The 10,850-nt window shown below is 35.5% G+C and carries 16 protein-coding genes; 11 read left to right on the forward strand and 5 right to left on the reverse strand.

Annotation, left to right across the window (positions count from 1 at the left end; genetic code table 11):
- Window positions 1-347: 347 nt before the first annotated feature.
- Window positions 348-1,358 (forward strand): hypothetical protein, encoded by a 1,011-nt coding sequence (locus D7Y06_RS21560; protein ID WP_120409666.1) that lies wholly within the window; start codon window positions 348-350, stop codon window positions 1,356-1,358.
- A 109-nt stretch (window positions 1,359-1,467) separates the two neighbouring features.
- Window positions 1,468-2,649 carry a hypothetical protein gene (locus D7Y06_RS21565; RefSeq protein ID WP_147415738.1) on the forward strand — a complete coding sequence of 394 codons (1,182 nt, stop codon included), beginning with the start codon at window positions 1,468-1,470 and terminating at the stop codon, window positions 2,647-2,649.
- A 902-nt stretch (window positions 2,650-3,551) separates the two neighbouring features.
- On the opposite strand, the gene D7Y06_RS21570 is transcribed toward D7Y06_RS21565, so the two are convergent.
- The 5 genes from D7Y06_RS21570 to D7Y06_RS21590 form a co-directional block, all read right to left on the reverse strand.
- On the reverse strand, window positions 3,552-3,827 hold the full coding sequence (locus D7Y06_RS21570; RefSeq protein WP_120409668.1) for a hypothetical protein: 276 nt from the start codon (window positions 3,825-3,827) through the stop codon (window positions 3,552-3,554).
- Between the two features lie 20 nt (window positions 3,828-3,847).
- Window positions 3,848-4,009, reverse strand: coding sequence for a hypothetical protein (locus D7Y06_RS26160; protein ID WP_158591457.1), 162 nt, complete (start codon window positions 4,007-4,009; stop codon window positions 3,848-3,850).
- Window positions 4,010-4,074: 65 nt separating this feature from the next.
- On the reverse strand, window positions 4,075-4,926 hold the full coding sequence (locus D7Y06_RS21580; RefSeq protein WP_120409670.1) for an ArdC family protein: 852 nt from the start codon (window positions 4,924-4,926) through the stop codon (window positions 4,075-4,077).
- A 338-nt stretch (window positions 4,927-5,264) separates the two neighbouring features.
- Window positions 5,265-5,507, reverse strand: a complete 243-nt coding sequence (locus tag D7Y06_RS21585) for a hypothetical protein (RefSeq protein WP_120409671.1) — start codon at window positions 5,505-5,507, stop codon at window positions 5,265-5,267.
- 249 nt (window positions 5,508-5,756) lie between these two features.
- Window positions 5,757-5,969, reverse strand: a complete 213-nt coding sequence (locus D7Y06_RS21590; RefSeq protein WP_120409672.1) for a helix-turn-helix domain-containing protein — start codon at window positions 5,967-5,969, stop codon at window positions 5,757-5,759.
- Between the two features lie 226 nt (window positions 5,970-6,195).
- Between D7Y06_RS21590 and D7Y06_RS21595 the strand changes: the two genes are divergently transcribed.
- From D7Y06_RS21595 to D7Y06_RS21630, 9 genes are all read left to right on the forward strand, one after another.
- Entirely contained in the window at window positions 6,196-6,384 is a 189-nt protein-coding gene (locus tag D7Y06_RS21595; RefSeq protein WP_120409673.1) for a hypothetical protein, read from the forward strand.
- A gap of 313 nt (window positions 6,385-6,697) precedes the next feature.
- Complete coding sequence (locus tag D7Y06_RS21600; protein WP_158591458.1) at window positions 6,698-7,021, forward strand: hypothetical protein; 324 nt, start codon at window positions 6,698-6,700, stop codon at window positions 7,019-7,021.
- Window positions 7,022-7,334: 313 nt separating this feature from the next.
- Complete coding sequence (locus D7Y06_RS21605) at window positions 7,335-7,919, forward strand: sigma factor (RefSeq protein ID WP_120409675.1); 585 nt, start codon at window positions 7,335-7,337, stop codon at window positions 7,917-7,919.
- Between the two features lie 12 nt (window positions 7,920-7,931).
- Window positions 7,932-9,023 carry a DUF262 domain-containing protein gene (locus D7Y06_RS21610; RefSeq protein WP_120409676.1) on the forward strand — a complete coding sequence of 364 codons (1,092 nt, stop codon included), beginning with the start codon at window positions 7,932-7,934 and terminating at the stop codon, window positions 9,021-9,023.
- A 58-nt stretch (window positions 9,024-9,081) separates the two neighbouring features.
- Complete coding sequence (locus D7Y06_RS21615; RefSeq protein WP_120409677.1) at window positions 9,082-9,444, forward strand: hypothetical protein; 363 nt, start codon at window positions 9,082-9,084, stop codon at window positions 9,442-9,444.
- A 31-nt stretch (window positions 9,445-9,475) separates the two neighbouring features.
- On the forward strand, window positions 9,476-9,712 hold the full coding sequence (locus D7Y06_RS21620) for a hypothetical protein (RefSeq protein ID WP_120409678.1): 237 nt from the start codon (window positions 9,476-9,478) through the stop codon (window positions 9,710-9,712).
- Between the two features lie 218 nt (window positions 9,713-9,930).
- A complete protein-coding gene (locus D7Y06_RS21625; protein ID WP_120409679.1) occupies window positions 9,931-10,407 on the forward strand; it encodes a type II toxin-antitoxin system VapC family toxin in 477 nt (158 codons plus the stop codon).
- Window positions 10,408-10,410: 3 nt separating this feature from the next.
- The gene (locus tag D7Y06_RS26645) at window positions 10,411-10,584 is read left to right on the forward strand and encodes a hypothetical protein (RefSeq protein ID WP_199714819.1); all 174 of its coding nucleotides are present in this window, start codon (window positions 10,411-10,413) and stop codon (window positions 10,582-10,584) included.
- Between the two features lie 2 nt (window positions 10,585-10,586).
- Entirely contained in the window at window positions 10,587-10,778 is a 192-nt protein-coding gene (locus D7Y06_RS21630; protein ID WP_120409680.1) for a hypothetical protein, read from the forward strand.
- Window positions 10,779-10,850: the final 72 nt, after the last annotated feature.

The following is a 10,850-nucleotide window of genomic DNA, read 5'->3' on the forward strand; positions in this document are numbered from 1 at the left end:
TGGCAACTTATAGGATACCATAAAACCATATGGAAGGGTTATTTTTTTATTGATAACTTACAACTCACAAGTATACTTTATATATCTGAAATTCTATCATTCCCCCACAAGTGGAGGAAAATCAGTGTATCCTATTTTGAAAAGATCACTATTTAAACCAATCATACCAAAATTACGAGTGGTTATATCACAACTACACGGATTTGAATAATCGCCAGTAAAGGTGAAAACCTAAAATTTCATAATTACATAAATATCAGGGTGTCCATTTCTGGATGCTCTTTTTAGCGTTCGTATCTAAACGAATGCTATCTATTATCATATCGAAAGGAAGTATCAGAACTAAAATGAGTTACAAAAAGAAAGCAGAACAGAGAAAAGAATTTAGAGAGTATTTATCCATAGCAGACAAAAGGGTATTAGATATAAAGAAATCCGGTATAGAATTAATTGCCAATGATGAAATATTTGTATTAGTGAATGGTACAAACAATTACTGGATCAGTAACCATGGGAGATTAGTAAATAATCTGCATGGAAATTTCCGTATGCATAAAACAGGATATGCACATTATACGCTCAGCGGAATAGAAAAGAAGATTGAAACCTATACAGATAAATTAGTGGCAGAGCATTTCCTTGAAAATCCAAATAATTATAAGAAAATATGGCACATAGACAGAGATAAGAATAATTGCTATTACAGGAATCTTATCTGGGTGAATAATGAAGAATATATGGATTTAGAGCGTGGGATTGTGTATGTAGAAGAATTAGGAAGACAACAAGTATATGTACCATATATCACACTGAAATCCAATACGGCATATTCAATCTGGAACGGCATTTATATCAGATGTTACAAAAGAGATGATGTATATGATGGTTCATTCATGTGTGATTTATGGAGATATGATAAAGATTCTTTTGCTGAATGGTGGAGTGCAGAATATTATGAGTGTGACGGTGAATCCATGGCTGCAGATAAGGATCTGCTGTTTCCAGGCAATAAAGAATATGCGCCTGATAAGTGCTGCATTCTGCCGCAGACATTGAACACTATGCTGTCAAACTGCAAGAAACATAGGTCAAAGTCCCAAAATGCAAGGAATGACCTGCCGCTCGGCGTAAGGTATGACAGCAGAATGAAGATGTATTATGGAGAGATAAGACCATACGGGCATGATGAAGTGATCCGGTTGTCTTATTGGGATACGCCGGAGGAAGCATTTGAGGAATATAAAAGGCATAAACAGGCTGACATACTGATTATGGCTGATAAATATAAGAATAAGGTGCCAAAGAAAGTATATGATGCGCTGGTAAGGTATGAAGTGAAACCATATGTGGAATGGTAACAGTAATAATAAACATATTGAGTACACAATCAAATATATTCCTTTACTTGAATATTTTCTTAAAAACGAATATAATATAAACAAATTTCATATGAGGGAGAGAAAATATATGGCTTTTATTAAATGTCCGCTATGTGGAGAAGAGTTAAATGGAGAAAGAATATGTAAGAATTGCGGGAAAAATATTGGTAAATTAGAAGATGTAGTTTGCAAAAATTGTAATGGAATTTTAGAAAAATGTCCAAAATGTGGTAATCAAATTACTGCATCTACTGATATATGCAGTGAATGTGGTTATAATATTGGTAGTATAAGGAATAGGATGTGTAAATGCTGTGATAAAAATATAGATAATGTATTACAGATAGATACAGTGAAACAGACTATAGATAGTGACGGTAAAAATAAACGTCTTAAAGGAAAACATAAGTTGTTGCTTTTCATTCCCTGTGTAATATTAATAGTTGTATTTTTAGTAGTTTATACTCAGGTACATATATATGCAGATGCAACATGCATTGAGCCAAAAACTTGCAAGATATGTAGAAAAACGGAAGGTAATGCGTTGAATCACCAATGGTTACGTGAATGTGAAAAAGTTGAAACCTGCAAAAGATGTGGTATGGAACAAGGGGAACCAATAGAGCACAATTGGAAAGAAGCAACCTGTACAGAAGCGAAAACTTGTTCAAGATGTAAAAAGACCGATGGAGAACCGTTAGGGCATAATGGAAGATGGAGTATGGCAACGAAGGCCACGCTCACAGATGTTAGCTATACATATGAAATATGTGAGAGATGTAATGAAATATTGAACTCAAATAAGTTTGAAAAGAAAAAACCGAAAGTTGAGGGAGATCATTTTAATTTTGGTGCAGTGGAGTTTATAAAATATTTTGATGAGTATTTAAACAATGTAGATCTAAATGTAGATGCGGAAGTGGATGCAATAGGCACACTAATAGCAGATAATCCAAATGGTGGAGTTGCATTTTCGACACCAGTAATGATTGATTTAGATAAAAAAATGGACATAATGATTTCTCAAAATAAAGAAGAATATGTTGAAAGTATGTATATTAGAGGAAGTAATAATGACAAGAGTAGTATATTGGCAATTTATGCTGTTATTGGAGCTTCACTTACAGATTCTTCTCCACAAAAATTTTTAGTGGAACTTTTTGATGATGCTCAAAAGAACGGAGTACTTTTTTATGGAAGAGATGGAATTCGATTTACGGAGGTGCCAGATGATAATTCTTATGTATTGGCTATAACACCTATAAATTAGTTAAGATTTGATGTGAGGGATTCGCTGATTATGGCGTTTCCCTACTTTTTTACTATTTTTGCATGAGGTATAGGGTATAATGGCATTTTATATATAGAAACGGAAACATACCCTTATCCTTGTATCTGTGTGGATGCTCATTCTTGCTTTATAATCAATGGTGTATCTTTAAATTTCAGATGGAATAATCATATGGGATAAGTTGCAAAGAGCAATCATAATTATGTCTGTAAATTAAACGTGTATTTTGGAATATTCGTGTTATTAAAGGTGCATTTTCTATATGGGTATACCCTGTATATTGGAATTTATATTCTGGATTTGTAAAGTACCCCCTCCCCTTATATGGTGTCCTGGGTGAGGATGCCTATATTTGCATTCTAATCAATGGTGTATATTAGATTTTTGGACAGAATAGCAATAGGTTATAAAAAGGTAGGTAATTATATTGATGCTGAAATCCTAAGATGTGCATTTGATTATGGTATAAACTAAGATGGCATATTTTATATAGGGTATACCCTGTATATGGCTTTTCTGATTTTCGAACGGAAACATACCCCCCTACCCTCTGTGGATAGTTCGTTCGATATCAAATTTAGGGCGTATTGTGTGAGAGCAATAGATAGGGGCTTTATCACATTAAAGTTTCCGAAAAAGTATGTAAACCTACCCTAGTACACCTTTACGCCTGCTGCATCTTATGCCATATAAACACACAAAACACCACACACCACAACGCATTATAAGCCGATTCTAGCCACTTTCCATCCATTACCCTATAAATTATCACCTACGAACAAAAAAGCCGTATTTGCCCTATATAATCGCTAATGCAGATACAATTTTAACCAAAAGAAAAGACTATGAGCATCAAAACCCATAGTCTTTTATAAACAATATCAATATTCCATCCAATAACCAGAACCATCCACAAAATATAACTGCAATCCTTTGTCCAATACTTCAAAATATACAACTTCCCTCATATCCACATAGTTTTCTTTAAATTCGCTTGAATACATATCTATGTAACCGTTTGGCACAACTTCCACAACCTTTTCAACCTCTTTTTCTATAGTGATTGTCTCAGTCTGAGTAGTTCCTAACCAGTAGGACAGTATCATCATGATTCCCAAAATTGTGATAGTTGCGATAGCTTTGATTGATTTTATCATAGTCTTTTGATCTCCTTTGTTTAATATTTAATTTGCATTGTCTCAAAATGTTCTTTATCTATTTCTTTTAAAATCCCTTGCTTTACGCAATATGCCAGACATTCAAAGTCAAGCATCATTGTATCTTGCATTAAATTTGTGTTTTTCCATATCCATTGGTAAGCTTCTTTAATTGTCATCATATCTTTTATACCTTCCTTTCTTATATTCCAGGGTGTAGCCGTTTGCATTGGTTACACCCATTTTTTTACGCTTCACCAAGTATATAATCAACTGCCTTTTCCGCTTTGCTTGATGCCGATACAATGAATTTTACATCATTCTTTAATACAGATAACCAGTTCTGAATATATGCGTTGCTATTACGAAAGCTCTTATTTGTTTCGATACCAAGTATATTCATAAGGCTTACACTGCCAATCTCTGCAACTAATTCTTCTTTGCTGTATTCATTACTGCCAAAGGCTACAAGTCTGCCTTTTCTATCCTCAGCACGGTTGCAACGGCTTTTTTTCATTGTGCTGTGTACAGATTCATGAAATGCAGTGCTGTAATAATCATTGGCATTCTTGAATTGTTCCAATAATGGCAGGTGAATCAAATCAAGTGTTGGTGAATAATAAGCCTTATTGCTTGCGGTGTGTTCTACCGTTATGCTTTCTTTTGTCCAGTAGTTATGTAATACATTGTCAGCTTTTTCTATTGGTTCTATGTCGTTTAAAGCATCCTTTGATAATGGCTCTACACCTTCCACCTGTGAAATATGAAACACATTGAAATATCTCAGTAATGGTATCTGCTTAACTTTCTTTGTGCCGTCTTCCTTAACTTCCTCAATAGGCTGAATCTTCCAAAATACAACTATTTCTGATTTCTCACCTTTGCATACATGACCGCCTAATTCTTGCCATTGCTTGTAGGTTGCATATTCTCCATCAAACTTCAAAAGCATTTGGTTTAATAATGAATAGCTTTTCTTGCTTACACGGTTGTATGCTCCGCTTTTAATTCCTGTCCAGGGCTTTTCCCAAGGGATAACGCCTTGTTCTAACTGCTCAATAATTCTTTCTGTTACCATTTCATATACTGATTTGCCCATATCCCACAACCTCCTAAATTTTATTTTGCCCTCACAGCTTCTTGTTACTTTTCACACTGCCGACTAATTGATTCAACTGCCAGCGTGTTACTGATTCACTTAGACAGCCGCTATTGTGGCTTATTTGCTTATAACGATTGTTGCAGTATTGTCATTTGCTTTAAGTACTTTTACGTTTGGGTAGATTACTTTTAATATTTTGTACTGATAGAATGTAACATTTTTCTTAATCATTGTTTTTTCCTCCTAAATAAAAAAGTGTAAAGCCCTTGATAATTCAATAGACTTTACACTCAATTATTTGGTGTGATATATTTTATAATGTTTTTATGTAAGTATTATTTGGGTAATGCTTCAAGCCATGTTCTATTTTCAGTACTCTTTCCCCATGCATCTAAAGCAAGTTCGTAAGTATCTGAAACTTTATGATTTACTTCCCTTAATTCTTTTCTGATTGCAACTTGCCCAGTTCTTAAGCCTGATACCTCTGATTCAAGTTTTTCTAACCTACTATTTATAGGCTCTAACTTGTTATCCATCAATGCTGCAATCGCCTGTAAATCTTCGTTTGTTAATGACATATTATATCACGCTCCTTTTATGACTGCCCTATCTGTTAAATAGAAGTATATCACATCCAGAGTATAAAGTCTATTGAATTGTCAAGGTACTTTTGTTTGTTGTTTGGGTTGTTTTGTTTTATTTGATATGGTTATTATACACCTATATTGTGTGTATGTATATTGATATTTTACACAAAAAATACACCTGTTTTCAGTGCATAATGTACATACAAAACAGGTGTATAAAATATGTATAATTAGGAATTACTATTTTTCTATTTCTTCTATATATTCTAATATATCTCCAGGTTGACAATGCAGGAGCCTACAAATAGTATTTAATGTTTCTTTACTTGCTAATTCTCCATTCCTTATTTTTTGTATTTGGGATTCCCCTATTATTTTATCTTTTCGTAGTCTATAAGTGGTATAACCGTTTTCTTTTAATTTTTCCAATATATCTATTTTGTATTTAAGCATAAAAACCTCCTTTTCCAGTTAATTCATAATAGCACATTTGTACACTTAAATCAAGTGCTTTATTGTATCATAATTATACACACGAAACAAGTGCATAAATGCACAAAACATACACCTTTTATTTGTGTATATTTCCAATAGACATACACGTGATTTAAGTGTACAATATCATTACAAGGTCAAACAAAACACCACAAACAACCACAACGAAAGGCAGGTAAACAATATGGCAGTAAAATCATTAAAATCATATAAAGGATTTGACATTGAAAAATCCTATGATGAGAAACCAGATGGCACGATTAAAAAAGATACTATAATTTATACGGCTTATCCAGTAGACAGCTACGGTGTATTTGACGCAGCAAAAACGCTTCCAGAACTGAAAAAAAAGATTGATAGCCACTTGAAATAAATCCCCTGATGAGCAACGGTGAGAGCCGGCGAAACTACCCAAACAAGGGTAGTCGGGATAGTAGTAATACAGTCCCCCAAATAGCAACCGGGCTGACAATACCCATAAATCTATATCACGTACCTGTGAGTGAGCGACAGGGCAATACCAATAGTCAGGCAAGTGGTATAGGGGTTGTAAAACAAAATAAGAAATGCAAGGGCAAAACCCTGACAAGTAAACCCCTGCAAAATCTTAAACAACCACACACGGCGGTCACATAACCAATATACCATAAGCCGCCAGAAAAAGAAAGGACGGATTTAATATGTGTATGTCAATGGAAGCAGTAAAAGAAATGAATGAGACAATGGAGCAGATTCAGGAGTGGAAGAGAATCAAGGAAGAAGCCGAAGCGAATATCACGGCTTTGAACATGAAAGCAATTAAATTCCTTACAGAAAATGAAGACGAGTGCAAGACCACGAACCAGAAGGGCAAAGAGATCTTGCAGTATATCGGCAATATCTGTAAAGCAACACTTTCCGAAATGGAGAGGGAAACCGTTGACAAAGCAGAAGTCAAGAAACTGCTGAGTGCGAAAGATTACCAGAAAGTAAGTAAAGTAAGTGTGTATCCGGTTTTACGGGTCAGCTAAAAAACATATGGCTTTGGGGGATTCCCCCAGAGTCAATATTCAGGAGGTGAACATAGATGCAGACACAAACAATCGAATTTGCAGTCGAAACAAAAAAAGGTACAGTACAGAAGGTAGGCAAGCCAGTATTAGCACAGCCGAAAACCAATTTTAAGGGCGGATCTGTCAAGTAGTACAAAGACAAGCCAAAGCAAATCAACAAATAGGTTTTACTGGACAAAGGGCGGATGGTTCTAAAATATATGGTTCAATTCCATATGCGCCCTATTTAATGAATCATTAAAAATCCAAAAAGAAAGGGGCTTAAACGGCTATGGATAAGGGAAAATTAGCGGCATTACAGCCATACATCAATGCATATTATGCCGACAACGCCAGGAAACTTCACAAGGTAGTTGATAAGATATTATTCAAATTTGGCGGTTTATCGAATAAGGATATGGACGATTTTTATTCTTTAGCTAATGAAGTTTTTGTACAAGCTATGAGAAGATATGATCATACACAATCATTTGATGGTTTCCTATATTCCTGTCTCTCAAACAAGATTATGACCGAGATCACCAGGAGAAACCGGGAAAAGCGCAGAGCTGACAGGTTATCTATTTCCTTGGATTCCGTGAATCAGGAGGAAGAAGAGTGCAGCCTGTTAGATTTTATAGCATCCGATTTCGATACCTTTGAGGAAGCGGCAAAGACACAGGAAAACGGCCAGTATCAGGATAAAGTACAGTTGTACATTTCAAAATTATCCAATCTACAGGTAACTATCTTAAATCTTTTAATTGACGGCTATAAGCCGAATGAGGTGCGGGGATTATTGGAAATATCCCAAAGGGAATATGCGGACAATATGCAGACAATGAGAAGCTATGAAAATATAAAAATTTTATTCTAGGGGGAAATTAAAATGAAAATCAGGAAGCAGACATTCAGTCTTGACCAGTATTTAAAACTCATGCAGTCAGAAACAATCCGAAGCGACCAGGAGTGCCAGAGGTTATCAGGGCAATGGAATGCGAACATGGTCAACGAACTTCTTTATACAGTTTTAACAGATGGTTATATCCCGCCTATTATTTTAGGTGAGGAAACAGTAAACGGTATTACAAAACAGTGGATTATTGATGGATTGCAGAGAAGTTCAAGCCTTTCCTTATTCCGCTATGCCAATACCAGAATCACAAAGAATATTGATGAATACATGGTTACATACCAGCGGAAATCCTTAGACGAAAATGGAAACCCAAAACGGGATGGAAATTGTGAGATCATTTGGGAAATAGCCGAATTTGACATAAGAAATAAGACATATTCGCAACTGCCGGATGAGTTAAAGGAAAAATTTGACAGCTATCAAATTGAATGCGCTATCCACCAGGATTGTGAGGCAACGGAAATTTCTAAGCTTGTCAGGAAATACAACAACCACAAAGCCATGAACCAGGCACAAAAGGCATTTACCTACGTGGACGCTTTTGCAAGGGAAATCAGGGATATCACGGAAAATAGATTCTTTTTGGATGTGTATACATGCAGTCGAAATGACAGGAAAAACGGAACACTTGAAAGAGTAGCAGGGGATATGGTTCTGCTCTGTAATTATCCTGACCAGTACCGAAAAGACACCAAACAGGGATTCAAGTGGTTAAATGAAAATGGGACTATCAGTGATTTTGTAAGCCTTAATAAGCTGCTTGTAAGATTGACGGATGCAGTCAATTACACAGCAGAAACCAGGGAATTGTTTACAAGCAAACATGCGCATATCTTTGTTGCTGCATTTCAGGCATTCACGGAATCAGGATGTAAAGATTCTGATTTTGGAAAATTTCTAGAATGGTTCGTAAACGGTGGAAATAAAACGGTAATTGATGGAAAATCATGGAACGAATTGGGAATAGACCGCTCAACAAGGGATGCAGGCGTTGTGCGTGGAAAAATTGATTACCTTGTGGAACTTATGGGGCAGTATTTCACGGAACTTCAAAAGGCGGCATAGCGAAAAATTTGGGGTGTCCTGAAAATGGACATCCCAGAATGAAAGGAGAGCGAAGGGAATGTATACGATATCAAATATTGTTGAGGATATAAGCCGTGGGTGTACGGCAAATAACATGGTTGAGGATAGATTTTCATACCGGATTATCTTTTTCGTAAATAAAGGAGATACAGGCTCTAAGCATTATGTTAATACTGTATATGCTGATTTGCGGAAAGAATTGGAAAATATTATCAGGAATCATCTTTCATTGAACAGCAATGTTGTAATTGCGCAGACAACAGTTAGAAAGAACGGGGAAATCGTCTGTCTGCAAAGCAGGGCATATTCATTCAGTTTAGAGGAATATTTTAAGCAGATAAGCGGAATAAGCAAAGGCAGAAACAGAAATATAATGCATAACAGATATGCGCTGGGATAATCATTCATCAAACAGAAAGGATGGGGAAATTATGTACTTTGATTTTAAGATAATTGAATGTGCAGATGGAATAGAAATCATAGACAGGCGGCAGAAAACCTATTACAGCCAAATAACGCCCTGTGAGATGGTGGAATATATGGAAATGGATGTACAGCTTGCTATTATAGACAGGATGAAGCGCAGGGAAAGGGCAACAATAGAACACAAGCGGAAATTAGCAAGGAATCCATTGTGGAGACTGGCTTGTATATGTGGATTGGTTTAGTTGGGAAGAGTGAAAGATAATAACGGATTGTGTGGACTGTCTGAAGTATAGGCAGTTCATAACATTTTGGTGGAAAATATTCTGCCAGACTGTTATTAATGATAAAGTTGTAATATGTCAAAATCTAATGTATACTATGTGTATGCAGAATATTTAAATGGAAAGTTGATCTAAAACCAGAGTTGGCATATGAAACCAGATTTAAGGAGTGATGCTCTATGCGGAAATTAAAGGTATACTTAGATACATCGGTTATCAGCCATTTATTACAGGAGGATGTACCTGAAAAGATGGCGGATACAAGGCAGTTATGGGAAATGTTTAAGGATGGAAAATATGATGTATGCCTTTCGGCAGTAACATTAAGGGAGATATCAGATTGTCCGGAACCTAAACGAACTGAATTAAGGAATTATTTGAAACAGATTCAGTATAATGTGTTTGACATTACAACAGAAGCGTTAGAAGTTGCAAGGCAGATTATTACTGCACGGATACTGACGGAAAAAAGTTTCGATGATTGCCAACATATCGGAGTTGCTGTAGTAAATGATTGTGATTGTATTATATCGTGGAATTTTAAGCATATTGTAAATATAAAGACTATACGTGGTGTAAGGTCAATTACAAATTTGCAAGGCTATAAGCCGATTGAAATTTGGAATCCGTCTGTATTGTTAGAAAGTGAGGAATAGTTTATGGAAAAACCGATTTTAAGCCCGAATTTTACGATTGAAGACATTCATAAATTGAGAGAACATAATTATGAAATGACTAAAGATATGACTGATAAGGAGCGGATGGATTATTATAATAAGGCAGGACGTGCATTTCAGCGTGAGATTGAAGAAGCAAGACTTCAGAAAGCGTAGATATGGAAGCATTGGTTATCAGCCCAGATTTTACCATCGAAGATATTCATAAGATCAGAGAACAGAATTATGAACGGACAAAAAATATGACAGTACCGGAAAAAGTTGCATATTACAATAATTCTGGTAAAGAAGCAGAAAGGGAAATTGAACGGAGAAGGGCATTGAAGCGGAAAGCTGTAGTAAGTATGTAAAAAACTAAATATTTTAAAATCAGTCAAACTTGTTTAGACGGAAAATCAAAATGTTAAAATTATGAAAAGCAT

This window comes from Roseburia sp. 1XD42-69, assembly GCF_003612565.1.
Classification (GTDB): Bacteria; Bacillota; Clostridia; order Lachnospirales; family Lachnospiraceae; genus Roseburia_B.

What these genes read in the sequence shown, in the direction of transcription:
- D7Y06_RS21560 (WP_120409666.1), top strand. Translation starts at nt 348, where the DNA reads ATGAGTTACAAAAAGAAAGCAGAACAGAGAAAAGAATTTAGAGAGTAT.
- D7Y06_RS21565 (WP_147415738.1), top strand. Translation starts at nt 1,468, where the DNA reads ATGGCTTTTATTAAATGTCCGCTATGTGGAGAAGAGTTAAATGGAGAA.
- D7Y06_RS21570 (WP_120409668.1), bottom strand. Translation starts at nt 3,827, where the DNA reads ATGATAAAATCAATCAAAGCTATCGCAACTATCACAATTTTGGGAATC.
- D7Y06_RS26160 (WP_158591457.1), bottom strand. Translation starts at nt 4,009, where the DNA reads ATGATGACAATTAAAGAAGCTTACCAATGGATATGGAAAAACACAAAT.
- D7Y06_RS21580 (WP_120409670.1), bottom strand. Translation starts at nt 4,926, where the DNA reads ATGGGCAAATCAGTATATGAAATGGTAACAGAAAGAATTATTGAGCAG.
- D7Y06_RS21585 (WP_120409671.1), bottom strand. Translation starts at nt 5,507, where the DNA reads ATGTCATTAACAAACGAAGATTTACAGGCGATTGCAGCATTGATGGAT.
- D7Y06_RS21590 (WP_120409672.1), bottom strand. Translation starts at nt 5,969, where the DNA reads ATGCTTAAATACAAAATAGATATATTGGAAAAATTAAAAGAAAACGGT.
- D7Y06_RS21595 (WP_120409673.1), top strand. Translation starts at nt 6,196, where the DNA reads ATGGCAGTAAAATCATTAAAATCATATAAAGGATTTGACATTGAAAAA.
- D7Y06_RS21600 (WP_158591458.1), top strand. Translation starts at nt 6,698, where the DNA reads ATGTCAATGGAAGCAGTAAAAGAAATGAATGAGACAATGGAGCAGATT.
- D7Y06_RS21605 (WP_120409675.1), top strand. Translation starts at nt 7,335, where the DNA reads ATGGATAAGGGAAAATTAGCGGCATTACAGCCATACATCAATGCATAT.
- D7Y06_RS21610 (WP_120409676.1), top strand. Translation starts at nt 7,932, where the DNA reads ATGAAAATCAGGAAGCAGACATTCAGTCTTGACCAGTATTTAAAACTC.
- D7Y06_RS21615 (WP_120409677.1), top strand. Translation starts at nt 9,082, where the DNA reads ATGTATACGATATCAAATATTGTTGAGGATATAAGCCGTGGGTGTACG.
- D7Y06_RS21620 (WP_120409678.1), top strand. Translation starts at nt 9,476, where the DNA reads ATGTACTTTGATTTTAAGATAATTGAATGTGCAGATGGAATAGAAATC.
- D7Y06_RS21625 (WP_120409679.1), top strand. Translation starts at nt 9,931, where the DNA reads ATGCGGAAATTAAAGGTATACTTAGATACATCGGTTATCAGCCATTTA.
- D7Y06_RS26645 (WP_199714819.1), top strand. Translation starts at nt 10,411, where the DNA reads ATGGAAAAACCGATTTTAAGCCCGAATTTTACGATTGAAGACATTCAT.
- D7Y06_RS21630 (WP_120409680.1), top strand. Translation starts at nt 10,587, where the DNA reads ATGGAAGCATTGGTTATCAGCCCAGATTTTACCATCGAAGATATTCAT.